Source organism: Streptomyces sp. NPDC026417 (assembly GCF_055567695.1).
Genome location: NZ_JBVHPY010000013.1, coordinates 197,884 through 223,312 on the forward strand (window position 1 = coordinate 197,884; position 25,429 = coordinate 223,312).

The window sequence follows — 25,429 nt, forward strand, 5'->3', positions numbered from 1 at the left end:
GGTCAGGGGGTTTAGGGTTTCGGACGTTGTGCGAAGCCGGGAGGGCGCGACCGGCTCAGCCGCGGACGGCGTCGAACCACTCGGTGTCGATCTCCCCTTCGGCGACGATCACGGCGGGGCCGGTCATCTCGATCTCGCCGTCCGGGTGCTCGGTGATCACGAGGGTGCCGCCGGGCACGTCGACCGTGTACGTCACCGGAGTGCCCGTCACGGCAGGGTCGGCGCCGTCGCGGCGGGCGGCCGCGACGGCCACGGCGCACGCGCCCGTGCCGCACGAGCGGGTCTCGCCCGAGCCGCGCTCGTGCACCCGCATGCCGACGTGCCGCGGGCCGCGGTCGACGACGAACTCCACGTTCACCCCGTCCGGGTACGCCGACGCGGGGCTGAAGGGCGGCGGGGTGTAGAGGTTGCCCGCGTGCGCGAGGTCGTCCACGAAGGCCACCGCGTGCGGGTTGCCCATGTTCACGTTGCGCGCGGGCCAGCTGCGCTCGCCGACGGTGACGCTCACGTCCCCCTCGGGGAGGACGGCCCGGCCCATGCCGACGGTGATGTCGCCCGCGGCGGAGCCGCCGGGGGTACCGGCCTTGGCGATGTGGACACGCTTCACGCCCCCGCGCGTGGCGACCGCGAGGTCCTCCTCGGTCACCAGTCCGGCCCGCTGGAGGTAGCGGGCGAAGACGCGCACTCCGTTGCCGCACATCTCGGCGACGGAACCGTCGCCGTTGCGGTAGTCCATGAACCACTCCGCCTCGGCCGCCATCTCGGCGGCCTCGGGGTGCGCTGCGGACCGCACGACGTGCAGGAGGCCGTCTCCGCCGATGCCCGCGCGGCGGTCGCACAGGGCGGCGACGGCGGCCGGGGGCAGGTCGACGGCGTTCTCCGGGTCCGGGACGATCACGAAGTCGTTCTCGGTGCCGTGACCCTTGAGGAAGGCGATCCGCGTGCTCATCCCTCGATCGTACGGGGTGCCCACGACAGTCGGCCGTCCCGGTCCGGAGGGCGGACCGGCCCCGGTCAGCGCAGTCGGGCCACGCGCCAGACGGCGAGCACGGCCACCGCGGCGACCACGACGACGTACCCGATCACGACCCGCCAGTCGGGCCGCCGTCCGGAGCCGCGCTGCGGCAGTCCCGGCCAGGTGTAGCCGACCCGGCGGGCGGCCATCATGCCCCAGCCCGCGGAGCACGCGCAGATCAGCAGACCGAGCATGGCGACCACGGCTCCGCCGTCGCCGAACTCGAAGGCCAGCGGGAAGGCGAACATCAGCGAGCCGACCGCGGCCAGCCCCACGATGGGCGCGAGCTGCCAGATCCGCAGCCGGCGCTGCGGGCGCAGTTCGACGACCTCGACCTCGGCCTGGGCGGACAGCTCGTCCGGTCCCGGTCCGTCGGCGGTCACGCCGTCCGGGGTGTCCTCGGGCCCGTCGGAGCTCAAACGCGCGTCCGGGCCGAGGCCCAGACCTTCTCCGTCCGGGTCGGCGATCAGACGTCCTCCGTCCGGACCGATGCCCGGACGCCGTCCGTCCGGATCGGCGTCGTGCTCAGCGTCACGTGCGGTGTCACGAGGGCCGGCCTCCATCGCCACGCGCCCTCCCAACTCGGACTTCACTGGTCGATCGAAGCTCGATGATGGCACGGCGCCGGAGGCCCGGATGACGCCCGGAGCGTCCCGATGCCAGGACGTGATCAGGCTGTGACCGGTCGTTCGACCAACGCCAGTGCGAGCTCGGGGAGTTCTGTGAGATCCGCCGCAGCCCCACTGAGCCAGTGCACCCGGGGATCGCGCCTGAACCACGAATCCTGACGGCGCGCGAAGCGTTTGGTGGCGCGGACGGTCTCCGCGCGTGCCTCGTCCTCGGTGCTCTCGCCCGCGAGCACGGCGAGCACCTGCTGGTAGCCGAGGGCCCGGGACGCCGTACGCCCCTCGCGCAACCCGCGCGCCTCCAGTGCGCGCACTTCGTCGACGAGTCCGGCGTCCCACATCCGGTCCACCCGGCGGGCGATGCGCTCGTCGAGTTCGGGACGGGCGACGTCGACGCCGATCTGGACGGTGTCGTAGACGGAGTCGTGGCCGGGCAGATTGGCGGTGAAGGGCTTGCCGGTGATCTCGATGACCTCCAGGGCGCGGACGATCCTGCGGCCGTTGCTGGGCAGGATCGCGTGGGCGGCCTCCGGGTCGGCGGCGGCGAGCCGGGCGTGCAGGGCGCCGGAGCCGCGGAGCGTGAGCTCCTCCTCCAGCCGGGCCCGCACCTCGGGGTCGGTGCCGGGGAACTCCAGGTTGTCGACGGCGCCGCGCACGTACAGTCCGGAACCGCCCACCAGGACCGGCCAGCGGCCCTCGGCGAGCAGGGCGTCGATGCGGGCGCGCGCGAGCCGCTGGTATTCGGCGACGCTCGCGGTCACCGTCACGTCCCAGATGTCCAGCAGGTGGTGCGGGACGTCCCCGCGCTCCTCCGGCGTCAGCTTGGCGGTACCGATGTCCATCCCACGGTAGAGCTGCATGGAGTCGGCGTTGACGACCTCGCCGCCGAGGCGCTGGGCCAGAAAGACGCCGAGATCGGACTTTCCGGCCGCGGTCGGACCGACGACGGCGATGACGCGGGGGGCGGGGGGTGCGCTGCTCACCGCCCCAGTCTCGCAAACCCCGGGACCACTCCTCCAACGAGCTACGTGACGCCACGGGTCCGGGGTCGTTGCCTGTTGCGAGGTTTCAGCCGCCGGTTTCGAGAGCCGGTGACCCGGGCGGCGCAAACGGACGCACCGGTCGACGCGGGATTTCGCCCGCACGAGTAACGTATGGAGTGGATATGGGCGTTTTTGCACGACTTCTCCGGAGGTCGAAGGCTACGGAGGAGGCGTCGACCACCGACGCGGCGGCGGGCACGGCGGCAGCCGGGACCGACGCCGGGGTGGCCGAGGATGCGAAGGGCCCCGGGACCGAAGGCGAGGCCGCGACGGAGGAGTCCGCCGAGGCCGGAGCGTCCGACGGCGTGGAGATCCCCAAGCAGCAGTCCGCCGACGAGGCCGCCGACAGCGAGGCCGGCGACGGCGCCCGCAAGTAACTGCCCCCGCGCGGGAAGGTGCACCATGGGTCTTCTGGACAATCTCAAATCCAAGCTCGCCCCGGCCAAGGACAAGGTCTCCGACCTCGCCCATCAGCACGGTGGAAAGATCCACCACGGTCTCGACAAGGCCGCGCGAGTGGCCGACGAGAAGACCAAGGGCAAGTACAGCGACAAGATCCACACCGGTACGGGCAAGGCCAAGGGCGCCGTGGACCGGCTCGCGCACAGGGACGCCCGGGGCGCCACGCCTCCGGACGCGCCGGCTCCTCCTCCGGCTTCCTGAACACAGCGGATGGACGGACGGCCGCGGAGCACTTCGGGCTCCCGGCCGTCCGCCGCGTCCGGGCGGTCCCGGGGCCGCGGAGCACGTCGGGACGCCGGACGTGGCCTAGGACCAGGCCGCGACCAGGTATCCCACGCCGTACGGGGCCTCGTCGTAGAGGAGGGCGCCGCCGAGGCCCGCGCCCGCCGCCGCGCCCGCGAGGACCTGCCACGGAGCCCGTCCGGCGGCCTTCAGCTCGTACGCCAGTTCCGCGTCGAGCGCCTTGAGGGCAGCCACGTCCGCCGCTCCCAGGGCCCGGGCGACCTCCGCGTCGAAGCCCGCGGCGCGCTCGTCGAGATAGCCCGGCGCCTTGAGCGTCCGGCACGCACTCGCGTCGCCCATCACCAGCAGCGCCACCCGGTCGGCCCGGGCACCGATGCCCTCCCCGACCTCGATGCACCGCTCGGCCGCGAGCGGCTCCCCCACGCCGAGGCCCTCCAGCGGGGCGTCCGCCCAGCCCGTGCGCTCCAGCAGCCAGGCGGCGACCGCGAGCGACGGCGGCAGCTGCCGCTCCCCCGCAGCCGGGCCCGGCGCCGCTGCCCCGAGCCGAACGTCGAGGTCCACGCCGAACGCCCGGAAGGAGCCCGGCGTACCCGCCGGATGGGATCCGCGCGCGCTCTGCTCGGCGGGCCCGACGACGACCAGCAGGTCCGCGCGCGCCGCGGCGAGCACGCCCAGCGCGTCCGCGCAGGCGGCGCGCGCGGCGTCCAGCTCGGGGGCCGCGCCCGCGGCGACCTCGGGCACGAGCAGCGGCGGACAGGGACACACGGCGGCGGCAACAAGCATGATCGGCAGCGTACGCGTTCAGTGCGTGATCGGTCCCGAGTCCCATTCGAGCTCGGTGAACAGGAAGCGGTAGGCGAAGACGCCACCGCTCGACCCGTCGCCGAGGACCATCCAGCCGTCGCCGGTGCGGTACCGGCGCACCCGGACCGGGAACCGCGGATGCTGCGGCCGGTACAGCCGCACGAACTCGCCGAAGCGCTCCTCCGCCTCCGCGCGGGTGCCGTCGATCGTGGCCATGGTCCGGTACGGCTCCCACGCCGCGACCCCGGCGGGCTTCTCCAGGAGCAGCGCCCAGCGCGCCGTCCGTCCCTCCCCCGTCATCGACACGTCCCCGTCAGTCGCAGCCGCACCCGCTGCCCGTGGCCGCCGGCAGCGGCGCCGGGGCACCGATCTTCGGCAGCCCCAGCAGCACACCGGCCGGCTTCGCGGCCTCGGCGGCGTTGCGCTTCTCCCAGGCGTCGCCCGCGCGGGTGCTCCGCACGTCCAGGACGGCGCCCTCGGCGAGCAGGTGGTGCGGGGCGGCGTAGGTGATCTCGACGGTGACCACGTCACCGGGGCGCACGTCCTGGTCGGGCTTCGTGAAGTGGACCAGGCGGTTGTCGGGGGCGCGGCCGGAGAGGCGGTGGGTGGCGCCGTCCTTGCGGCCCTCGCCCTCGGCGACCATCAGCTCCAGGGTGCGGCCGACCTGCTTCTTGTTCTCCTCCCAGGAGATCTCCTCCTGGAGCGCGACGAGACGCTCGTAGCGCGCCTGGACGACCTCCTTGGGGATCTGCCCCTCCATGGTGGCCGCGGGGGTACCGGGTCGCTTGGAGTACTGGAAGGTGAAGGCCTGCGAGAAGCGGGCCTCGCGGACCGCGTGGAGGGTCTGCTCGAAGTCCTCCTCGGTCTCGCCCGGGAAGCCCACGATGATGTCGGTGGTGATCGCCGCGTGCGGGATCGCGGCCCGCACCTTGTCGATGATCCCGAGGAAGCGCTCCTGGCGGTACGAGCGGCGCATCGCCTTCAGGACCGTGTCCGAGCCGGACTGCATCGGCATGTGCAGCTGGGGCATCACGTTCGGGGTCTCGGCCATGGCGGCGATCACGTCGTCGGTGAAGTCGCGCGGGTGCGGCGAGGTGAAGCGCACGCGCTCCAGCCCCTCGATCTTCCCGCACGCCCGCAGCAGCTTGCTGAACGCCTCGCGGTCGCCGATGTCGGAGCCGTACGCGTTCACGTTCTGGCCGAGCAGCGTGATCTCGGAGACGCCCTCGCCGACCAGGGCCTCGATCTCGGCGAGGATGTCGCCGGTCCGGCGGTCCTTCTCCTTGCCGCGCAGCGCGGGGACGATGCAGAAGGTGCAGGTGTTGTTGCACCCGACGGAGATGGAGACCCACGCGGCGTACGCGCTCTCGCGGCGGGTCGGCAGCGTGGAGGGGAACGCCTCCAGCGACTCGGCGATCTCCACCTGCGCCTCCTCCTGGACGCGGGCGCGCTCCAGCAGGACCGGCAGCTTGCCGATGTTGTGCGTGCCGAAGACGACGTCCACCCAGGGCGCCCGCTTGACGATGGTGTCGCGGTCCTTCTGGGCGAGGCAGCCACCGACGGCGATCTGCATGCCGGGGCGCTTCGTCTTCATCGGCGCCAGCCGGCCGAGGTTGCCGTACAGCCGGTTGTCGGCGTTCTCGCGGACCGCGCAGGTGTTGAAGACGACGACGTCCGCGTCGCCGTCCGAGCCCTCGGGAGCGCGGACGTACCCGGCGTCCTCCAGCAGTCCGGACAGCCGCTCGGAGTCGTGGACGTTCATCTGGCACCCGTAGGTGCGTACTTCGTAGGTCTTGGATTCCTGAACGTCCACTGCCTGACTCCGGTCGCTGCTGCTCATGTGACAAGGGTAGGCGGTGCCCGGAGTGCCTCCGGTCGGGTCGGGGGGCCCAGCCCTGCGAGCGCAGGACCTCGGCGACGTCCGGGGCTTCCTCGGCGCGCACTCGCCGCGGTGGGACGCGAGCGCGGGGAGACCGCGGTGGGCTGCCCCCTGCCGGGCCGTCCGCGCGGCCCCTCCCCGGCCCGTCCGGGCCCGTTTCGGTGGTTCCGGGAGACGTCGGCCGGGTCCGGCCTGGTCAGCACGGCGTCCGGGCTGGCAGGATCGCGCGCATGTTCCAGGCACTCGCGCGCACCGGCAGACGGTCCGTCCTGCTCGGCTCGACGGCCGCCCTCGTGGTCGTCGGGCTGCTGCTGTGGTGGCTGCTGCCGCTGGGCGAGGACTCGCCGGGCGGGGAGATCGACTTCAGTACGGGGACACCGACCGGCGTCTACCAGACGTACGGGGACCTCCTGCAGCAGGCCGCCGCGAAGGACATGCCCGATCTGGAGATGACCCTGCGGCACAGCGACGGGTCGCAGGACAACGTCCAGCGGGTGGCCACGGGCGAGGCGGACTTCAGCATCGCGGCGGCCGACGCGGTGCAGACGTACATCGACCGGAAGGGGAAGGGCTGGTCGAAGCTGCGTGGCTGCGCCCGGCTCTACGACGACTACGTGCACCTGGTGGTCCCCAGGGGTTCGACCGTGGAGTCGGTGGCGGACCTGAAGGGCAGGAGGGTGGCGGTGGGTCCGGACGGCTCCGGCGTGCGGCTCATCGCTGACCATGTGCTCCAGGCGGCCGGTCTCGACCCGCGCAAGGACATCACGCCGCTGCCGGACGGCATAAGGACCATGCCCGAGCAGTTGGAGAAGCACCGGATCGACGCCTTCTTCTGGTCGGGCGGACTGCCGACGAGCGCGGTGGAGACGCTGTCGCGCCACTTCGCCGTCAAGCTGGTGCCGATCGACGGCGAGGTCGTCGAGGACCTGCAGGCCCAGAAGGGCCCGTCCCGCCACTACCGGGCCGCCGTCATGCCCGCCACGGCGTACCCGCAGGCGCAGCACGGCCTCCCGGTGCGGACGGTGGCGGTGGCGAACCTCCTCATCACGCGCGCGGACATGGACACGGACCTCACCAAGGAGCTGACCCGCACGGTGATCGACAGCCGTGACTCCATCGGCTCGGAGGTGCACGCGGCCCAGCTGGTCGACCTGCGCACGGCCCTCTACACCGACCCGCTCCAGCTGCACGAGGGCGCACAGCGGTACTACCGCTCGGTGAAGCCGTAGCGGGAGCGGGACCGCACGGCGCTGCCACCGCTCGATGCACGGCGGTGTCACCGCTCGGTGAAGCCGAGGCCGGGGGCGCGCACAGCGCCGGCAGCGCTCGGCGAGGCCGTGGCCCGGTCAGGACGCCGGGGCGGTCCTCGGCACGGTGACCGTCACTTCGAGCCCGTGCGGCTCGTGGCGGGCGTACGCGATCGAGCCGCCGCCGGCCGACAGCAGCGCGCGCGAGATGGACAGGCCCAGCCCGGAGCCCTTGATGTTCTGGTGCCCGGCGCTGCGCCAGAAGCGGTCCCCGACGCGGGCGAGCTCCTCGTCCGTCAGCCCCGGCCCGCCGTCGGTGACGACCACCGTCGACACCTCGCCGTTCGAGGTCACGGCCACTTCGACGCCCGCGCCCTCGGGCGTGAACTTCAGGGCGTTGTCGATCACCGCGTCCAGGGCGCTGGACAGGGCGACCGGGTCCGCCCAGGCGGTGGTCGCCGGGCAGGTCCCGGTCAGCCGCACTCCCTTGCTGTCGGCGACCGGCCCCCAGGCCGCCACTCGCTCGGCCGCGAGTTCACCGATGTCGGTGAGGCACAGGTCGGCCTCGGCGTGCTCGGCCAGCGCGAGGTCGAGCAGGTCGTCCAGGACCTGGGCCAGGCGCTTGCCCTCGGTGCGGACCGAGGCGATCTCCTCGTTGCCCTCGGGCAGTTCGAGGGCGAGCAGCTCGATGCGCAGCAGCAACGCCGAGAGCGGGTTGCGCAGTTGGTGCGAGGCGTCGGCGACGAAGGCCCGCTGCTGTTCCAGCACGTCCTCGACGTTGTCGGCCATCTCGTTGAACGACCTGGCCAGGCGCCGGAGTTCGGGCGGTCCGCCGGCAGCCGCGACCCGGGATTTCAGCCGTCCCGTCGCGATGTCGTGGGTGGTGGCGTCCAGGATCCGTACGGGTTTGAGGACCCAGCCGGTCAGGCGCAGCGCGGCGCCGACGGCGAGGAGCATCGCGGCGATCTCGCCCGCGCCGATCAGGAGCCAGCCGTTCAGCGTCCGCGACCTCAGCTGGCCCGTGGGCGAGTCGGTCACGACGACCGCGATGACGTCACCGTCCCGGATGACCGGGGACGCCACGACGAGCCTGCGGCGCTGCCAGGGCCAGACCTGCTCCGGGTCGTGGCTGCGGCGGCCCAGGAAGGCCTCGTCGAACGCGTCGCGCCCTTCGCCCTCCTTGGGCACGTACCAGCTCTGCGGGGCGTTGGCCATCGGCGCCTCGTCGTTGCGGTAGAAGACGCCGGCCCGGATGCCGTAGACGCGGTAGTAGGTGGCGAGCTCCTGGCCGAGGATGTCGCGGCGCTCGTCGGCGGGGTCCGTGCGGGATCCGGTGGGGCGGTCGGTCACGAACTGCGCGAGGGAGGCGAAGCGCGCGGTGTCGTCGATGCGGTCGACGACCACCTTCTGCTGCTCGGCGGCCGCCACGCTCACGGCCAGCGGGATGCCGAGCGCGAGCAGCACGGCGGCCATCAGGACGATGAGCAGGGGAAGGAGGCGAGTGCGCACCGGTGCACGCTACGACGCGGGGGCGACGAGCCGGTACCCGACGCCGCGCACGGTCTCGATCAGCGCCGGCATGCGCAGCTTGGAGCGCAGCGAGGCGACGTGCACCTCCAGGGTGCGCCCGGTCCCCTCCCAGCTGGTGCGCCACACCTCGCTGATGATCTGTTCGCGGCGGAACACCACACCCGGGCGCTGGGCCAGCAGCGCGAGCAGGTCGAACTCCTTGCGGGTCAGCTGGACGACCGAGCCGTCGACGCTCACCTGGCGGGTGGGCAGCTCGATGCGCACGGCGCCGAGCCGCAGGGCGCCCTCACCGGCCGCCGAGGCGTCCTCGGGGACGGTGCGCCGGCTGACCGCGTGGATACGGGCCAGCAGCTCGCCGGTGTCGTACGGCTTGACCACGTAGTCGTCGGCGCCGAGGTTCAGGCCGTGGATCCGGGACCGTACGTCGGCACGGGCCGTCACCATGATCACGGGGGTGCTGGTCCGCTTGCGGATCTTGCCGCAGACCTCGTAGCCGTCCTGGTCGGGCAGACCGAGGTCGAGCAGGACCACTCCGAATCCGGCCCCCTCCGGGACCAGCGCCTGGAGGGCCTCCTCGCCGCTGCGGGCGTGCGTGACGTGGAAGCCGTGCCGCGCCAGGACCGCGGACAGGGCGGCGGCGACATGGTTGTCGTCCTCGACGAGAAGCAGTCTCATCCCGGCCCCCTCCGGTTCATCGGTCGTACGCTGAAGGCGTGTAATGGTCGGGCACACGCGTGTGCACCCTGGCAGTCACGCCGATGGAGGACGACGGCGTCAAGAGGGTTCCGGCCGCGGAGGGCTTCCGTTACCCAGCCGGTACGCGCTCCGTTCGCGGCCGTCACCGCTCGTGTCCGGACGCTACCGGATCGTTATGCTCAATTTCCCCTCAGATGTAATGACGCTGGTCGTACGGGGTCACTACTGTCCTGCGAAACCGAGGAGGACGGAGCCCCAGAGCGATGACCGAAGTATCGGTGGCCAAGGACGCCGTGGCCGCGACCGACGAACTGGTCGTCCTGAAGAGCGTCAACAAGCACTTCGGCGCGTTGCACGTGCTCCAGGACATCGACCTGACGATCGCCCGTGGCGAGGTCGTCGTGGTCATCGGACCCTCCGGGTCCGGGAAGTCCACCCTGTGCCGCACCATCAACCGCCTGGAGACGATCGACTCGGGCGACATCGCGATCGACGGCAAGCCGCTGCCCGAGGAGGGCAAGGCGCTCGCCCGGCTGCGTGCCGACGTGGGCATGGTCTTCCAGTCCTTCAACCTCTTCGCGCACAAGACGGTGCTCGAGAATGTGATGCTGGGTCAGATCAAGGTCCGCAGGACCGACAAGAAGGCCGCCGAGGAGAAGGCCCGCTCTCTGCTCGACCGCGTCGGTGTGGGCACGCAGGCGGACAAGTACCCCGCCCAGCTCTCCGGCGGCCAGCAGCAGCGCGTCGCCATCGCACGGGCGCTCGCGATGGACCCGAAGGTCATGCTCTTCGACGAGCCGACCTCCGCGCTCGACCCCGAGATGATCAACGAGGTCCTGGAGGTCATGCAGCAGCTCGCGCGGGACGGCATGACCATGGTCGTCGTCACCCACGAGATGGGTTTCGCTCGTTCGGCTGCGAACCGAGTGGTGTTCATGGCCGACGGACGCATCGTCGAAGAGGCTGTGCCGGACCAGTTCTTCAGCAATCCCCGCAGCGACCGGGCCAAGGACTTCCTGTCGAAGATCCTGCACCACTGACGCCCGCATCTCTTCAGTACTGAAGACCTGCATCTCTTCACCACCAAAAGGATGTTCACGATGAAGCTCCGCAAGGTAACCGCCGCCTCGGCCGCCGTACTCGCACTCGCGCTCAGCGCCACCGCGTGTGGTTCCGACGACAAGGACGACAGCGGCTCCTCGGGCAGCGACAAGAAGATCACTGTCGGCATCAAGTTCGACCAGCCGGGCATCGGCCAGAAGACGCCCGACGGTTACTCGGGCTTCGACGTCGACGTGGCCACGTACGTCGCCAAGCAGCTCGGCTACGACGCCGACCAGATCCAGTGGAAGGAAGCGAAGAGCGCCGACCGCGAGACCATGCTGCAGCGTGGTGACGTCGACTTCATTGCGGCCTCCTACTCGATCAACGACGAGCGGGACGCGAAGGTCGACTTCGCCGGCCCGTACCTCCTCGCCCACCAGGACGTCCTGGTCCGCGCCGACGACAACTCCATCAAGTCGCCCAAGGACCTGAACAGCAAGAAGCTCTGTTCGGTGACGGGCTCCACCTCGGCCCAGAACGTCAAGGACAAGCTCGCCCCCAAGGCGCAGCTGCAGGTCTACCCGACCTACTCCGCCTGCCTGACCGGCCTGCAGAACAAGGCCATCGACGCCCTCACCACCGACGACTCGATCCTCGCCGGTTACGCCGCGCAGTCGAACTTCAAGGGCAAGTTCAAGCTCGGCGGCTTCAAGATGACCAACGAGAACTACGGCATCGGCGTCAAGAACGGCAGCGAGCTCAAGGCCAAGATCAACACGGCCCTCGAGAAGATGGTGAAGGACGGTTCCTGGGAGAAGGCCGTGAAGGCCAACTTCGGTCCGGCGAACTACAAGTACGAGCAGGCCCCGGAGATCGGCAACGTCGTCAAGTGAAGCAGGGCCCGAACTGACCAGGTGCGTCGCCTCCGGGCGGCGCACCTGACCGGAAGAGCCCTCCCCACACGCGGAAGCGCGGGAGATCGTGTTCGACTTTCTTGAAGGTTACGACCTGCTGGGAGCGTTCTGGACGACGGTGCAGCTCGCCGTCCTCTCAGCCGTCGGTTCCCTGATCTGGGGAACGCTGCTGGCCGCCATGCGGGTCGGTCCGGTGCCCCTGATGCGCGGTTTCGGCACCGCCTACGTCAACATCGTGCGGAACATCCCGCTCACCGTGATCATTCTGTTCACCTCGCTGGGCCTGAACCAGACACTCGGGGTGAAGCTCGGCGCCGAGGCGTTCGAGACCATCAACTTCCGCCTGGCCGTGCTCGGTCTGATCGCCTACACCTCGGCGTTCGTCTGCGAGGCGCTGCGGTCCGGCATCAACACGGTGCCCGTCGGCCAGGCCGAGGCGGCGCGTGCCATCGGCCTCAACTTCACCCAGGTACTGACGCTGATCGTGCTGCCCCAGGCGTTCCGTTCGGTCGTCGGCCCGCTGACGAACGTACTGATCGCTCTGACGAAGAACACCACCGTGGCCGCCGCGATCGGTGTCGCCGAAGCGGCGACCCTGATGAAGGAGATGATCGAGAACGAGGCACAGCTTCTCCTGATCTCCGCGGTCTTCGCGTTCGGATTCGTGTGCCTGACGCTGCCGACCGGTCTGATTCTCGGCTGGGTCGGCAAGAAGGTGGCGGTGAAGCGATGAGCTCGGTCCTCTACGACGCCCAGGGCCCGCGGGCCAAGCGCCGGAACATCATCTTCACCGTGGTGTTCACGCTGGTCTTCGCGGCGGTCCTGTGGTGGGTTCTCACCAGCCTCGCCGACAAGGACCAGCTGGCCTGGGAGAAGTGGAAGCCCTTTTTCCACTCCGAGGCCTGGACCACCTACCTCTTGCCCGGCCTGAAGAACACGCTCAAGGCCGCGGCCCTCGCCATGGTCATCGCACTGCCGCTCGGAGCGGTTCTGGGCATCGCCCGGCTCTCGGACCACGCCTGGGTCCGTGTCCCGGTCGCGGCCGTCGTGGAGTTCTTCCGCGCCATCCCGGTGCTGATCCTGATGATCTTCGGCATCGCGCTGTACTCCGAGTACACCAACGTCAGCTCGGACGACCGCCCGCTGTACGCGGTCGTGACCGGACTCGTGCTCTACAACGCCTCGGTCCTCGCCGAGATCGTCCGGGCGGGCATCCTGTCGCTGCCCAAGGGCCAGTCCGAAGCGGCCATGGCCGTGGGCCTGCGCAAGAACCAGGTCATGCGCTTCATCCTGCTGCCGCAGGCCGTCACGGCGATGCTGCCGGCCATCGTCAGCCAGCTCGTCGTGATCGTGAAGGACACGGCGCTCGGCGGTGCGGTCCTGACATTCTCCGAGCTGCTGGCCTCCGTCGGCCCCATGAGCGGCTACTACGGCGCCAACACCATCGCCAGCTTCACCGTCGTCGCCCTCATCTACATCGCGCTCAACTTCTCCCTCACCACGTTCGCGGGCTGGCTCGAAGGCAGGCTGCGGCGCGGGAAGAAGTCGACCGGCGCGGTCGTCGGTGCGGGTGCGGTCGAGGAACTGGCGGCGCCCGGCGAGCACGGGGACGTGACCAAGGGCCCCTGACAGACGTGCTCCGCATCCCGAGCACGCGCACGACGTGAACCGACGGAGGCAGTGGCGCGGTCGCCACTGCCTCCGTCACTTGACGCAAGCACCGGCAATGGGTTGCATACGTTCTGTGATCGTGCACCCCGCTCCAACTGCCTGTTTCCGTACGTCTTCGAGGACACCGCTCCGGGCAGGGGGCGCCGCGTCATGGACCCGGTGATCATCGTCGGTGCGGGGCCCGTGGGGCTCACGCTCGCCCTTGCGCTGGCCCGCCACGAGGTCCCCTCCGTGGTTCTCGACGAGGGGCCGGGCAAGGACGAACAACGGCTGGCGCGCAGTGTCGTCCTGCGTGAGGACACCGCCGCGCTCGTCGAGCGGCTGACCGGCGTCCCGCTGGACACCGCCGGGCTGCGTTGGGCCGGATGGCGGTCGATGCGGCGCAAGCAGGTGATGCGCGAGATCGGATTGCGCGGGGACGACGCGGCCACGTCGGCGGGCGGCACGCGGAGCTCCGGCGGGCCGGGCGAGCCGGGAGTTCCGATGCAGGGGCCCGGCGGCGCGCGAGGCATCGGCCGTCCGGGAGGCCCCGGCCACGCGGGCGGCCACGACGGTCCGGGTGCCGCCGCGGGCGGCCACGGCGGGACCGGGGGCTACGGCGGTGGAGCGCAGGACCCGGCCGACGCCCTGCCGGCCGCGCCCCTGCACATCGCGCAGTACGTCCTCACCGCGGCTCTCCGCGAGGCCATCGCCGCCGAGCCCCTCGTCAAGGTCGCGGTGAACAGCCGGCTCGACGCGCTCGAACAGGAGAAGTCCGGGGTCACCGCCCACACCCGGGGCCCCCAGGGCACCTGGTGGCGCGGCAGCCATCTGGTCGGCTGCGACGGACCGCGCTCCACCGTGCGCAAGCTCCAGGACATCCGCTTCCCCGGCCGTACCGCCGTGGAGCGGCACGCCGTGGCGGCACTGCGCACGGAACTGCCCTGGCCCGGTGAGGCGGTGCTGCACCGGCTGCCGCCGTGGCGGACGACCGGCCCCTCGGCCGGGGAGGTGACCGGGCGCCCCCTCCCGGACGGCGTGTGGCGGCTGGACTGGCTCCTGCCACCGGGCAAGGACCTGGTCACCCCGGAACTGCTGGTGTCCCGCATCAGGGAGACCCTGGCCGGCTGGAGCGGCGGCTCCACACCGCCGTACGAACTGCTCGACACGGGCGTCCACACCGTGCACCACCGGCTCGCCCGCCGGTGGCGCGTCGGCCGGGTCTTCCTCGCCGGGGACGCCGCGCACCTGCTCGGCGCGCTGGGCACCCAGGGTCTGGACGAGGGGCTGCGGGACGCCGACAACCTCGCCTGGAAACTCGCCCTGGCCTGGCACCACGGCTCCCACGAGGCGCTGCTCGACAGCTATCAGGCGGAGCGCCGTGCCGTCGTCGCCGCCCGGCTGCGCGCCGCCGACCAGGCGCTGCCCGTCGTACGCGGCGGTGGCGGACTGCGCTCCTACGCCCCCGGCTCGGCCCGCGGACACGACGCGCTGCTCACCGACGGCCATCTGGGACGCGGACCCCTGGGCGCGCCGGGGGCGTACGCCGATTCACCGCTCGCGCCTCCGCACGCCGAGGCGGAGGCCGCGGTGACGACGGCGCCCGGCTCCCCGGTGACCGACGTCCGGGTGACCGCCGAGGACGGTTCGTTCGTACGGCTGCGGGACCGGCTGGGCCGCGCGGTACTGCTCGTGGTGCTGATCGCCCCGGGGACGGGCGTGTGGGAGCGCAAGCACTGGGTGTCGGCCGGGATCATGCCCCGGCTCGCGGCCGCCGTCACGGCCCTGCCGCATCCGGCCGAACTGCTGGTCGCCGAGAGCTATCCGGGTGCGGCCGCACACACCGTGCTGCTGATCCGCCCCGACGGTCACCTGGTCACCGCCCTGAGCGGCGTCCGTCCGGCCGACCTCTACGCGGCGGCCGAGGCGGCCCTGGGCGGACCGGCACGAGCCGAGGCGGAGGCGACGGCGGGCAGAAGCTGAGGCGGACGTCCATGCGCCGTGACACGACTGTCCCGGGGGCCGAGGCGCGACGCTCCGCGGCCGGCGCGGGAGTCGGGGGGCGATGCGGGAGCCGTGCGGCCGGGCGGGGGTCAGAGCCCGGGGTCCGGCGTCAGGAGCCGTAAGGCAGGGCGTCCGCGGCCGGCGCGGGAGTCGGGGCCGATGCGGGGGCCGGGCGGGCGGGCGGGCGGGCGGCCGGCCGGGCGGCCGGGCGGGAGTCAGGGCCCGGGGTCCGGCGTCAGGGGACGCGGTGCAGAGTTCGGCGGCGCGTGCCGGTTCGAGCGACGCTCCAGCCGGGTGCGAGGCCGCGCGGTGACCATCCGCAGCCACCCGGTGGCCGTCCGCACCCACAGTCACCGCAGGGTCCACATAGTGACAGTGAGTTGAACAGCCCGCCCGGTCGTGGTGTACTCCCGATCGTGACCGACACCTGCGTGCACCTGTGGCGGAGGGTCCACATGGACCTCGTCCGCTATGCGGGCTGCGTGTGTCGCCCGTCCTGCTGACTTCGCCTCCCTCCACCCGCGCGCCCACCGTCCACGGTGTCGCGCGCGCCCACGCGAAAAGCCCAGGACGGTACCCGTGTCCGTGTCACCCGCTGTCTCCGCACCCCCGCACACCCCCACCCAGGCCGAGCTGCTGGACTTCGTCCGCCGCGCCGCCGCCGACGCCGAGCTGATCGCCTCCCTGCCCCTCGACCCCGAGGGCCGCACCTGGGTTCGCCTCGAAGGCCCCGGCGGCAGCGAGGCCTGGCTCATCGGCTGGCCGCCCGGTACCGGGACCGGCTGGCACGACCACGCCGACTCGGTGGGCGCCTTCCTCACCGCGTCGGGTGAGCTCAAGGAGAACTCGCTCGCCGCCCGGCTGCCCACCGACGGCTGGCGGACCCTGGAACTCACCGACGGCGTGGACCGCGAGCGGCGCCTCACCGCAGGCAAGGGCCGTTCCTTCGGCCGCCACCACGTGCACGAGGTGCTCAACGAGTCCACCGAGGAACACGCCATCTCGGTGCACGCCTACTACCCGCCCCTGCCGCAGATCCGCCGCTACAGCCGTACGGGCCAGGTGCTGCGACTGGAGCAGGTCGAACGTCCGGAGGACTGGCAGTGAACGCACATCCCGAACGTCCGCCGGGCATCGACGAGTTGCTCGAACGGGTCCGCGAGAGCTTCGACCGGGTGTCGGCCGAGGAGGCATACGACGCGTCGCGTGCGGGCGAGGCCCTGCTGGTCGACATCCGGTACGCGGCCCTACGCGAGCGCGACGGGCTGATCCCCGGTGCGCTCGTCGTCGAGCGCAACGAACTGGAGTGGCGCCTCGACCCCCAGGGCAGCCACCGCGCCCCGGAGGCCACGAGCCACGACCTACGGGTCGTGGTGGTCTGCAACGAGGGCTACGCGTCGAGCCTGGCCGCGGTCTCGCTACGGCAGTTGGGCCTGCACCGGGCGACCGATCTGGTCGGCGGCTTCCAGGCCTGGAAGGCCGCCGGGTACCCCGTCACGGCCTAGGTCTCCGCAGCACACCTCGACACCCGTACGGCCGTGCAGCAGCGCCGTACACGAGTGCCGTACATCGGTTGGGCGCCCCTTCCGGTAAGGGGCGCCCTCCCTCGCGCACCGCCCCTTACTCCTGGGCGGTCGCCACGGTGACCGGGCGGACCCGCAGCGCCACCCGGCCGGGCAGGGCGGTGGCGACCAGGGCGAGCAGTCCGGCGGTCGCGACCACGGCGACGTACAGGAGAGGCCGGACGGCGGGTGCCGCGCTGCCGGTCATACCGGTGCTGAACGCGGTCAGCACCGCGAGCGCGATCCCGCTGCCGAGCACGGTGGCGACCCCCACGACGGCCAGCGCCTCGGTGCGCAGCATCCGCAGTACTTGGCGGCGATGGGCCCCGGCGAGACGGAGCATCGCGAACTCCCGGATGCGCTCGGACACCGACATGGCGAGTGTGTTGACGACGGCGATGGCGGTGAAGGCCAGGACGAGCCCCATGGCCAGGTAGTTCACCTCGGCGTTCGCCTGGCGCCGCTCGGCCTGGATCGAGTCGGCGGCGGCCGGCGTGAGGACGTGGACTCCCGGGAACTCACGGAGCGTGGTCGCGAGTTGTGTCTGCGTACGGGAGGTGGCGACGAGGACGGAGGAGGCGAGCGGGTTGTTCACATGGCGGGCGACCAGGTCGTGGGCGAGGGTGAGGTCACCGAAGCCGAGACCCTTGGCGTAGACGGCGGCGACGGTCAGCCGGACGGGTGTGCCGTCACCGAGAGTGAGTTTGAGCGGGCTGCCGGGCCGGAGGTGGAGCTGATCGGCGGCCAGCTCACTCACGGCGACCGTGGTGTTCTTCAGTCCGTCGAGTGAGCCCGCCGTGACCCCCGGGTCCCAGGTGCGGGTGAGCCCGGCCGGCGTGACGCCCTGCGCCGCGTACTTGTCGAGTCCCACCCGGACCGTCGTCCGGACGACCTCGGTGACGGTGTCGTGGCGCATGCGCAGCTGTCGCGCGGCCTCGGCCGGGACGCCCGGCCCCCGGGCGGCCACCACCCAATCGGCCCGGACGCCTTCGCGCGCCTGTGCCCGGGCGGCGTCGCCGAGGGTCGGCTGGACGAACAGGACCGTGCAGGTCATGCCGACGAGGAGGGTGAGCGGGGTGACGACGGAGGCCATGCGGGTCGCGTTGCCGCGCAGGTTCGCGGTGGCGAGCCTGCCGCCCGGGCCCGTCATCCGCAGCGGACCACCGAGTACGGCCATCGCTCCCCTGAGGAGCAGCGGCCCGAGCAGCGCCACGGCGCACGCGAGGACGACGACGGCCAGGAAGGTGACGGGGGTCGAGGCGGGCTCCGTACGCAGCCTGCCGAGCACGGCGGTCAGGACGGCGCCGCCGGCCAGCGTGAGCAGTCCGGCCAGGATCCGGCCCCGGGCGGGTCGGGTCCGCTCGGTCCTGGCTTCGGCCAGCGCCTCCGCCGGGCGGATCCGGGTGATGCGGCGAGAGGTGATCCGGGCGGCGGCCCACGCGCCGAGGAGGGTCGCACCCACCGCGGCGAACACCGGGAAGACGCTGACCCTGTGGTCGAGGGTGGCGGGTACGGCGTCCATGGCGACGAAGCGTCCGTGCAGCCAGGCGCCCAGAGGCAGACCGGCCAGGGCGCCCGTGATGCCGGCGAGTGCGCCGACGATCAGGGCCTCGCGGCCGAGAAGCCTGCGGACCTGGCCCGAGGTGGCGGCGACGGCGCGCAGCAGGGCGAGTTCGCGGTGGCGCTGCTGCACGGAGAGAGCGAAGGTCCCGACGACCACCAGCACCGCCACGAGCAGGGAGGTGCCGCCCATGGCACCGCCCATGCTGACCAGCCGGACCCGGGCGTCCGCCGCGTCGAGGAATTCCACCGGACCGCGCTCGCCCCCCGTGGAGACCTGCGCGGTGGTGCCGTGCAGTGCCTCGCCGACGGCCCGGTCGAGCGTTGCGGTGTCCGTGCCCCTGACCGGCAGGACCCCGAAGGCGGTGACCTGTCCGGGGTGTGCGGCCAGGCGCCGGGCCTCGCCGGTGGAGAAGAACAGCGCGGTCTGATGCCGTACGACGGCCTTCGGCGCGGCGATCCCGCTCACGCGGTAGGTGCGCGGGGACTGCGTCGACTGCACGGTGAGCCGGTCACCGACCTTCAGGTGGGCGCGCTCGGCGAGGTAGCGGTCGACGACGAGATCACCGGCGGACCGAGGCGCCGATCCGCTGGTGAGCCGGTAGGGGGTGAGCTCGGCGGAGTCCCAGGCGTGGCCGTAGGTCGGCCTCGACTTCCCGTCGACCCCGGCCGGGGTCGACGGCTGCGCGAGAAAGGTCAGTTCGGGGACGACGCGGCCGACACCTGGAGCGGCGCCGATGCGGGCGGCGAGGGCGGCGGGAAGCCAGGCCCGCTCGGCGATCGGCTTGGCCTTGTGCTTGACCTTGGTCTTGCCCTTCTTGTGCTTGACGGTGGTCTGGTGGACGTTCTGGTCGGCCGAGACCACGACGGGCGCCGCGGCATAGCGTTCGGTGCTGATCGTGCCGCGCAGCCCCGTTTCCAGGAGGGTGCCGCAGGCGGTGATGAGAGCGGCGGCGCACATGAGGGCGAGGAAGGCGCCGAGGAAGCCGCCCTTGCGGGCGCGGACGGTGCGGAGGGCGTAGCGCAGCATCATGCGGGATCGGCCTCATCTGTGGTGGGGGGCAGCGCGTGGCTGTCCCTGCCGGTGACGTCGGGGTCGTTGGTCTCGGAGGCATCGGCCCCTCGCCCTGCGGAGGCCGATTCGGCTCCGGGGGACGCGGGGAAGGCCAGGAACCGGGTGAGCACCGTGCGGGCGCCGGGCGGCGTCGCGTCGTCGGGGCGCTTGTAGCGGTTGAGGAGCGCGATGTACTCCTCGAAGAAGTCCCGGAGCTCGGGAAGGGTCAGCCGGACGGTGCCGCGCGAGTACGGAAAGGCGTCGTCCCACGGGTCGCCGTCGTCGGTCCGGCGGAGCTGCAAGCGCTCGAAGAGTTCGAGGTCGGCGGCGTATGCGTGATGGTTCAACTCGTCCATCACGAGCCGCATTTCGGGGCTCTGGCGGCTGCGCGGCGGGAAACGCCGGTCGCCCGGCACGGCTCGCCACCAGCGCTCGCGGCCGTGGGCGCCCGCGTCGGTCGTCTCTTCCGTGAACCCGTGCCGTGCCAGTTCGCGCAGGTGATAGCTCGTGGCCCCGGTGTTGAGCCCGAGTGCTCTGGCGAGCGTCGCCGAGGTGGCCGGACCGTGCACCGTGAGGTGCTGGAGGATGCGCTGCCGACGGGGCTGAGCCAGTGCCTTCAGCGCACCGAGGTCGGAGAGCTCGACGGGTGCGGGCGACGTCTGCGGCGCTTCTTCGACGCCGGGTTCCTGTGCCATGCGTACACAGTCGTCTGTGCACAGGGGACCGTGCACTCCGGCGATCCGGCGTCCTGACCGGGGGTTAACCCCACCCCGGGGAGCGGGAGTTGGCGCCTGCGGGGCCGGTGCGGGGATGTCGGTGCTGGTGGGCGTGGGGTCCGGCGCGTGGCGTCCGGCGCGGAAACGCCGTGCTGACGCGCGTCGGGTGGCGCAGGGATGTCCGTGCCGGCGCACCTGGGGTGGCGCAGGAATGCCAGTGTCGGCGCGCCTGGGGTCAGGCGCGGAAACGCCGTGCTCACGCCCGTGGGGTCCGGCCCAGAGAAACGCCTTGCCGGCGCCCGTGGCGTCGGAGCACCAATGCCCGTACTGGCGCCCGTGGGGAACACGCATGCCTGCGCTGACTCCGTGGAGTCGGCACACGCATGGCCTGTGTCAGTTCGTGCCGCCGGGATGGGTGGGCCGGCGCACCCTTGCGTCGCCTGGCCCCCCGGCTGTCGTCCCGGCCCCGCACGCGATCGGCGCCCCCGCGCGTCCACCGTGTCCAGGGCCGGGACGCGACCGCGTCCCCGTGCAGCGGGGCACCCCGGGCCCCTGGCCGACCTCCGGCCGTGGGGCGTCGAGGTCACCCCTTGCCCCACCCCGGGGAACCCCCGCACTCCCCCGAGGAACGCGGTGCCGCCCGGACCCCCGGAAACAGGCCCACCGTCGGCCGCCCGGCGGGCTCGCACCGGGCCCGCCGGGCGGCCTCACCCGAGTGGGCGAGGCCGATCACCTGCACCCGCGAACCGAACCTTCCGCAGTCCCCCGCGACCCCCTCGGAAGGTCAGAAACCCTCGTCCCCCAGTCCCTCCGTGTCCTCGCCCTCTTCCTCCAGTGCCTGTCGGACGACCCGCAGGGCCATGCCCTCGGAATAGCCCTTCCGGGCGAGCATGCCCGCGAGACGGCGCAGCCGTTTGTCACGGTCGAGGCCGCGCGTGGAGCGCAGTTTGCGGGCCACGAGTTCGCGGGCGGTCGCTTCCTCCTGGTCGGAGTCGAGCCGGCCGACGGCTTCGTCGATGAGCGTCGAGTCCACCCCCTTCGTGCGCAGCTCCCGTGCGAGCGCTCGCCGGGCCAGCCCCCGGCCGTGGTGCCGGGACTCCACCCAGGCGTCCGCGTAGGCACCGTCGTTGATCAGTCCGACCTCCTCGAACCGGGACAGCACCTCCTCCGCCACGTCGTCGGGGATCTCGCGCTTGCGCAGCGCGTCCGCGAGTTGCTTGCGGGTGCGCGGGGTCCCGGTGAGCAGGCGCAGACAGATCGCCCGTGCCTGCTCCGCCGGGTCCCGCGGGGGCTCCCCCTGCTCGGCCCTCGACGAGAAGGGGGGACCTCCGTCCTGTGGGCCGGAGGGGTCGCCGGACGGATCACCGAAGCCTCCGCGCCGCCGACGGCCACGGGTGCGCCCGTCCCCGCGCGGACCCCCGTCGCCCTCGCGCCGGCCACTGCCGCGGCGCGGACCGTCCCCCGACGCCGCCTCGCCGCCCGTGTGGCCGACGCCCTCACCGGGGCCCTCGCCGTACAGCTCGTCACTGCCGTGGTCCGCGCCGGACGGCCCGTCGCCCTCGTACATTCCGGGGCCCTTCCGCCCGTCGCCTTCCGAGGACACGGCGCCCCTGGGGAACAGCCGTTCGTCGGGGGCGACGGGTCGGGCGTACTCGGCCCATTCCGTTCGCCGTGTCACGGGCTAGCTCTTTGCCGCCGCGGCCTTGGACTTGGTGGTCTTGGCCGCGGGAGCGGGAACCGTCTTGGCGGCGTCGTCCGAAGCGGCGGGAGCCGCAGCGTCCGCACCCGGCTCGGCGGTGGCGCTCTCCGGCTTCACTCCGACGCCCAGCTTCTCCAGGATCTTCTTCTCGATCTCGTTGGCGAGGTCGGGGTTGTCCTTGAGGAAGTTGCGCGCGTTCTCCTTGCCCTGGCCGAGCTGGTCGCCCTCGTACGTGTACCAGGCGCCGGCCTTGCGGACGAAGCCGTTCTCCACTCCCATGTCGATCAGACCGCCCTCGCGGCTGATGCCCTGGCCGTAGAGGATGTCGAACTCGGCCTGCTTGAAGGGCGGCGCGACCTTGTTCTTGACGACCTTGACGCGGGTGCGGTTGCCGACCGCGTCGGTACCGTCCTTCAGCGTCTCGATACGGCGGATGTCGAGACGCACCGAGGCGTAGAACTTCAGGGCCCGGCCACCGGTCGTGGTCTCCGGGGAGCCGAACATGACGCCGATCTTCTCGCGGAGCTGGTTGATGAAGATCGCGGTGGTCTTCGACTGGTTCAGCGCGCTGGTGATCTTGCGGAGGGCCTGGCTCATCAGACGGGCCTGCAGACCCACGTGCGAGTCACCCATCTCGCCCTCGATCTCCGCGCGCGGCACCAGGGCCGCGACGGAGTCGATGACGATGAGGTCCAGCGCGCCGGAGCGCACCAGCATGTCGACGATCTCCAGGGCCTGCTCGCCGTTGTCCGGCTGCGACAGGATGAGGTTGTCGATGTCGACGCCGAGCTTCTTCGCGTACTCGGGGTCGAGAGCGTGCTCCGCGTCCACGAACGCGACCTGGCCGCCGGCCCGCTGTGCGTTGGCCACCGCGTGCAGGGTCAGGGTCGTCTTACCGGAGGACTCCGGTCCGTACACCTCCACCACGCGGCCGCGCGGCAGGCCGCCGACGCCGAGGGCGACGTCGAGTGCGGTCGACCCGGTGGGGATGACCTCGATGGGCTCGTTCGGCCGCTCGCCCAGACGCATCACCGCGCCCTTGCCGAATTGCCGTTCAATCTGTGCGAGCGCGGCGTCCAGCGCCTTCTCGCGGTCGGTTCCTGCCATGGGTTCCACCCGATTTGCTTGAGTCGATCGCTTCACGTCAAAGACGCTAACGCCTGCCACTGACAATGCGCCTCGACGCCCGCCCGCCCTGTGGATAACTCGGACACTTCTGCCTGAAATCCCCGTCGAAAGCCCTGCCGGAGACTCCATAAGAATGGATGTTCGATTTCAGTGTCAAGCGCACCACGCGGCCGCACGACGACCGGTCGCCCCTCTTTCCCGCCCTCCGCAACCGACCCGGACGAGCCGGGCGGGCCGCGCCCTTCGCGCCCCCTACTCCCCCGGTCGTACACCGGGAGACTCCGGCCGTACGACGACCGCGGGGCCCGTACTGCCGAAGCTGGGCCCATGGAACGTCGCAGCGGCACCCTCACCCTCGCTCACACCGCCGCCACCCCTCACCGTGCCGCCGAACGCCTCTGCTACGGAACCGGTGCCGCGCTGACGCTGTCCGGTCTGGCCCATCTCGCGGTGTACGCCGTCGACGGCGGCCCCTGGGACGGTCCGGTCTCCTGGCGCAAGCCCGTCACCTTCGGACTCTCCTTCGGGCTGACCCTGATCGCGATCACCTGGGTCACCTCCTACCTGTGCACGAGTCCGCGACTACGGACCACCCTGCTGGTCGTGTTCGCCGCGGACTGTGTCGTCGAGGTCGGCGGGATCACCCTTCAGGCCTGGCGCCGGGTGCCCTCGCATCTCAACATGGAGACCTCCTTCGACACCGGGGTGTCCATGACCCTGGCGGTGGGTGGGGGCGTGCTGGTCGTCCTCCTCACCGCGTTCGCCGTCGCCTCCTTCCGGCGGCGCCCGACCGGCCCCACCGGAATGCCGGTCGCCCTGCGCGCGGGCTTCGCGATCCTGCTCGTGGCGCTGGTGTCGGGCGCCGCGATGATCGCGCGCGGCGTCGTCCTCACCCGGACCGGCCATCAGACGGCGGCGTACCACTCGACGGCTCCGCTCAAGCCGCTGCACGGGGTGAGCCTGCACGCCGTGCTCGTCCTGCCGGCGGTGGCCTGGTTGCTGTCCCGCACACGCTGGAGCGACAGGACGAGGGAGCGGGCCGTGCTGGCGGCGGTGGCCTGTTACACGGTGGCCGTCATCGGCGCGGGGGCGTGGGCGCTCCTCACCTTCTGAGGCCCGCGCCCGGACCCGGTCCCCCGGAACTCCGCAACCGGTCGAGGCCTCCGCACGCCTACGAGGAGGAGTCGTCCCCGGACTCGGTCTCCCCGTGCGTCCGCAGCCCCCGCGCACGCTTCAGGAGGCTGCCCGGTCTCCGTCCCCGGTGGCCGTGCACGCGTGGATCGTCCGTGACGTCGTACCGCTTCACGTACGCGCCCAGGAACGCCTGGAGCGTGGCGACGACCGGAATGGCGACCAGCGCACCGATCGCGCCGAGCAGAGCGGTGCCCGCGATGACCGAGCCGAAGGCGACCGCGGGGTGGATGTCCACGGTCTTCGAGGTCAGCTTGGGCTGCAGCACATAGTTCTCGAACTGCTGGTAGACCACGACGAAGAGCAGCACCCACAGCGCGTACCAGGGGTCGACCGTGAAGGCGATCAGCATCGGCAGGGCGCCCGCGAGGTAGGTGCCGATCGTGGGGATGAACTGGGACACCAGGCCGACCCAGACCGCGAGCACGGGCGCGTAGGGGATGCCCAGGAACTGCAACAGGACGTAATGGGCGACGCCGGAGACCAGCGCCATCAGGCCGCGCGAGTAGAGATAGCCGCCCGTCTTGTCGACGGCGATCTCCCAGGCGCGCAGCACCTCGGCCTGGCGGGCGGGCGGCAGGACCGAGCACAGGGCACGGCGCAGCCGCGGCCCGTCGGCGGCGAAGTAGAACGAGAACAGCGCGATCGTCAGAAGCTGGAAGAGGCCGCCGAGGACCTGCGCGGACACGTCGAGGACGCCCGTGGCGCTGTTCTGGACGTACTTCCGCAGCCAGTCGGAGTGGACCAGGCTGTCCTGGATGTCCACCCGTCTGAGGTCGGTGTGGAAGGTCGTGTTGACCCAGTGGATGACCGAGTCCAGATACTCGGGAAAGCCCTCGACCATTTTGATGATCTGTCCGGCCAGCATCGAGCCGAGCAGCGTGACGAATCCGGCGGTCACGATCATCGCGCCGATGAAGACGAGGAAGGTGGCCAGCCCTCGGCGCATGCCGTGCGCGGCCATCCAGCTCACCGCCGGCTCGATCGCGAGCGCCAGGAAGAACGCGATCAGGATGTTGACCAGCAGCCCGGTGAGCTGGTGGAAGGCCCAACTGCCCAGTTGGAAGACGGCGACCAGGGCGAGGGCCAGCACCATGGCACGCGGCAGCCAGCGAGGCATGCGCCCGCCACGCCCGGCGGCGTCCCCACCGGGAGGGCCGGTGGGCGGCGTCGTGCCGAACGGCGACGGCTGCTGGGCGACCTGCGAGGTCTCGTCTGTCGGGGCCACGGTGCAAGTCTCGCCCACACCACCGACAATCGACTCCCGTCGTGCGATCTCGTGACCGTTCAGCGGCCCGGCAGCCCCGACCTCGTGTGCACTGTCGCGGCTCGGCCGTCGGGTCCCGTGATCGCGGGCGGTGG

General features: G+C 71.8%; 25 protein-coding genes. 12 read left to right on the forward strand and 13 right to left on the reverse strand.

Going from position 1 to position 25,429, the window contains the following annotated elements:
• Positions 1-55 precede the first annotated feature (55 nt).
• From dapF to miaA, 3 genes are all read right to left on the reverse strand, one after another.
• Complete coding sequence (dapF, locus tag ACZ4NT_RS21690; protein ID WP_467726987.1) at positions 56-949, reverse strand: diaminopimelate epimerase; 894 nt, start codon at positions 947-949, stop codon at positions 56-58.
• A 65-nt stretch (positions 950-1,014) separates the two neighbouring features.
• Positions 1,015-1,578, reverse strand: coding sequence for a hypothetical protein (locus ACZ4NT_RS21695; RefSeq protein ID WP_467727031.1), 564 nt, complete (start codon positions 1,576-1,578; stop codon positions 1,015-1,017).
• Positions 1,579-1,685: 107 nt separating this feature from the next.
• Positions 1,686-2,624: a tRNA (adenosine(37)-N6)-dimethylallyltransferase MiaA gene (gene miaA / locus ACZ4NT_RS21700; RefSeq protein ID WP_467726989.1), complete on the reverse strand. Its 939-nt coding sequence runs from the start codon at positions 2,622-2,624 to the stop codon at positions 1,686-1,688.
• A 182-nt stretch (positions 2,625-2,806) separates the two neighbouring features.
• On the opposite strand from miaA, the gene ACZ4NT_RS21705 reads away from it, so the two are divergent.
• Both ACZ4NT_RS21705 and ACZ4NT_RS21710 read left to right on the forward strand, forming a co-directional pair.
• Positions 2,807-3,061 (forward strand): hypothetical protein, encoded by a 255-nt coding sequence (locus tag ACZ4NT_RS21705; RefSeq protein WP_121406497.1) that lies wholly within the window; start codon positions 2,807-2,809, stop codon positions 3,059-3,061.
• A 25-nt stretch (positions 3,062-3,086) separates the two neighbouring features.
• Complete coding sequence (locus tag ACZ4NT_RS21710) at positions 3,087-3,347, forward strand: antitoxin (RefSeq protein ID WP_121406496.1); 261 nt, start codon at positions 3,087-3,089, stop codon at positions 3,345-3,347.
• Between the two features lie 105 nt (positions 3,348-3,452).
• Here the strand turns inward: ACZ4NT_RS21710 and ACZ4NT_RS21715 are convergent, their stop codons facing one another.
• Genes ACZ4NT_RS21715 through miaB form a run of 3 tightly spaced genes read right to left on the reverse strand, consistent with a single transcriptional unit; the run spans position 3,453 to position 6,033 of the window.
• Positions 3,453-4,172: a class III extradiol dioxygenase subunit B-like domain-containing protein gene (locus ACZ4NT_RS21715; RefSeq protein WP_467726992.1), complete on the reverse strand. Its 720-nt coding sequence runs from the start codon at positions 4,170-4,172 to the stop codon at positions 3,453-3,455.
• Between the two features lie 18 nt (positions 4,173-4,190).
• Positions 4,191-4,493, reverse strand: a complete 303-nt coding sequence (locus ACZ4NT_RS21720) for a hypothetical protein (protein ID WP_121406494.1) — start codon at positions 4,491-4,493, stop codon at positions 4,191-4,193.
• A 13-nt stretch (positions 4,494-4,506) separates the two neighbouring features.
• Positions 4,507-6,033, reverse strand: coding sequence for a tRNA (N6-isopentenyl adenosine(37)-C2)-methylthiotransferase MiaB (miaB, locus tag ACZ4NT_RS21725; protein WP_467726994.1), 1,527 nt, complete (start codon positions 6,031-6,033; stop codon positions 4,507-4,509).
• A gap of 269 nt (positions 6,034-6,302) precedes the next feature.
• On the opposite strand from miaB, the gene ACZ4NT_RS21730 reads away from it, so the two are divergent.
• Positions 6,303-7,301: a TAXI family TRAP transporter solute-binding subunit gene (locus ACZ4NT_RS21730; protein ID WP_121406492.1), complete on the forward strand. Its 999-nt coding sequence runs from the start codon at positions 6,303-6,305 to the stop codon at positions 7,299-7,301.
• A gap of 117 nt (positions 7,302-7,418) precedes the next feature.
• Here ACZ4NT_RS21730 and ACZ4NT_RS21735 read toward each other — a convergent pair whose 3' ends face one another.
• On the reverse strand, positions 7,419-8,828 hold the full coding sequence (locus tag ACZ4NT_RS21735) for a sensor histidine kinase (protein WP_467726996.1): 1,410 nt from the start codon (positions 8,826-8,828) through the stop codon (positions 7,419-7,421).
• Positions 8,829-8,837: 9 nt separating this feature from the next.
• Positions 8,838-9,524 (reverse strand): response regulator transcription factor, encoded by a 687-nt coding sequence (locus tag ACZ4NT_RS21740; RefSeq protein ID WP_121406490.1) that lies wholly within the window; start codon positions 9,522-9,524, stop codon positions 8,838-8,840.
• Positions 9,525-9,808: 284 nt separating this feature from the next.
• Between ACZ4NT_RS21740 and ACZ4NT_RS21745 the strand changes: the two genes are divergently transcribed.
• From ACZ4NT_RS21745 to ACZ4NT_RS21780, 8 genes are all read left to right on the forward strand, one after another.
• On the forward strand, positions 9,809-10,585 hold the full coding sequence (locus ACZ4NT_RS21745) for an amino acid ABC transporter ATP-binding protein (protein WP_121406489.1): 777 nt from the start codon (positions 9,809-9,811) through the stop codon (positions 10,583-10,585).
• 60 nt (positions 10,586-10,645) lie between these two features.
• On the forward strand, positions 10,646-11,482 hold the full coding sequence (locus ACZ4NT_RS21750) for a glutamate ABC transporter substrate-binding protein (protein ID WP_121406488.1): 837 nt from the start codon (positions 10,646-10,648) through the stop codon (positions 11,480-11,482).
• Positions 11,483-11,570: 88 nt separating this feature from the next.
• Positions 11,571-12,236 carry an amino acid ABC transporter permease gene (locus tag ACZ4NT_RS21755; protein ID WP_121406487.1) on the forward strand — a complete coding sequence of 222 codons (666 nt, stop codon included), beginning with the start codon at positions 11,571-11,573 and terminating at the stop codon, positions 12,234-12,236.
• A complete protein-coding gene (locus tag ACZ4NT_RS21760; RefSeq protein WP_121406486.1) occupies positions 12,233-13,132 on the forward strand; it encodes an amino acid ABC transporter permease in 900 nt (299 codons plus the stop codon). Before ACZ4NT_RS21755 ends, ACZ4NT_RS21760 begins: the two co-directional genes overlap by 4 nt.
• A gap of 192 nt (positions 13,133-13,324) precedes the next feature.
• Complete coding sequence (locus tag ACZ4NT_RS21765; protein WP_467726998.1) at positions 13,325-15,136, forward strand: FAD-dependent monooxygenase; 1,812 nt, start codon at positions 13,325-13,327, stop codon at positions 15,134-15,136.
• A gap of 452 nt (positions 15,137-15,588) precedes the next feature.
• On the forward strand, positions 15,589-15,660 hold the full coding sequence (locus ACZ4NT_RS21770; RefSeq protein ID WP_311710492.1) for a putative leader peptide: 72 nt from the start codon (positions 15,589-15,591) through the stop codon (positions 15,658-15,660).
• A gap of 76 nt (positions 15,661-15,736) precedes the next feature.
• The gene (locus tag ACZ4NT_RS21775; protein WP_467726999.1) at positions 15,737-16,264 is read left to right on the forward strand and encodes a cupin domain-containing protein; all 528 of its coding nucleotides are present in this window, start codon (positions 15,737-15,739) and stop codon (positions 16,262-16,264) included.
• Entirely contained in the window at positions 16,261-16,662 is a 402-nt protein-coding gene (locus ACZ4NT_RS21780; protein ID WP_121406483.1) for a rhodanese-like domain-containing protein, read from the forward strand. Before ACZ4NT_RS21775 ends, ACZ4NT_RS21780 begins: the two co-directional genes overlap by 4 nt.
• A gap of 115 nt (positions 16,663-16,777) precedes the next feature.
• On the opposite strand, the gene ACZ4NT_RS21785 is transcribed toward ACZ4NT_RS21780, so the two are convergent.
• From ACZ4NT_RS21785 to recA, 4 genes are all read right to left on the reverse strand, one after another.
• On the reverse strand, positions 16,778-19,312 hold the full coding sequence (locus tag ACZ4NT_RS21785; RefSeq protein WP_467727001.1) for an ABC transporter permease: 2,535 nt from the start codon (positions 19,310-19,312) through the stop codon (positions 16,778-16,780).
• Positions 19,309-20,028: a helix-turn-helix domain-containing protein gene (locus tag ACZ4NT_RS21790; RefSeq protein WP_467727003.1), complete on the reverse strand. Its 720-nt coding sequence runs from the start codon at positions 20,026-20,028 to the stop codon at positions 19,309-19,311. The genes ACZ4NT_RS21785 and ACZ4NT_RS21790 overlap by 4 nt, the downstream gene beginning before the upstream one ends.
• 805 nt (positions 20,029-20,833) lie before the next feature.
• Positions 20,834-21,727: a recombination regulator RecX gene (gene recX, locus ACZ4NT_RS21795; RefSeq protein WP_467727005.1), complete on the reverse strand. Its 894-nt coding sequence runs from the start codon at positions 21,725-21,727 to the stop codon at positions 20,834-20,836.
• Between the two features lie 3 nt (positions 21,728-21,730).
• Positions 21,731-22,855: a recombinase RecA gene (gene recA / locus ACZ4NT_RS21800; protein ID WP_121406479.1), complete on the reverse strand. Its 1,125-nt coding sequence runs from the start codon at positions 22,853-22,855 to the stop codon at positions 21,731-21,733.
• A gap of 348 nt (positions 22,856-23,203) precedes the next feature.
• Between recA and ACZ4NT_RS21805 the strand changes: the two genes are divergently transcribed.
• Positions 23,204-23,989 (forward strand): hypothetical protein, encoded by a 786-nt coding sequence (locus tag ACZ4NT_RS21805; protein ID WP_121406478.1) that lies wholly within the window; start codon positions 23,204-23,206, stop codon positions 23,987-23,989.
• 58 nt (positions 23,990-24,047) lie between these two features.
• Here the strand turns inward: ACZ4NT_RS21805 and ACZ4NT_RS21810 are convergent, their stop codons facing one another.
• Positions 24,048-25,295: an AI-2E family transporter gene (locus tag ACZ4NT_RS21810; RefSeq protein WP_467727008.1), complete on the reverse strand. Its 1,248-nt coding sequence runs from the start codon at positions 25,293-25,295 to the stop codon at positions 24,048-24,050.
• Positions 25,296-25,429: the final 134 nt, after the last annotated feature.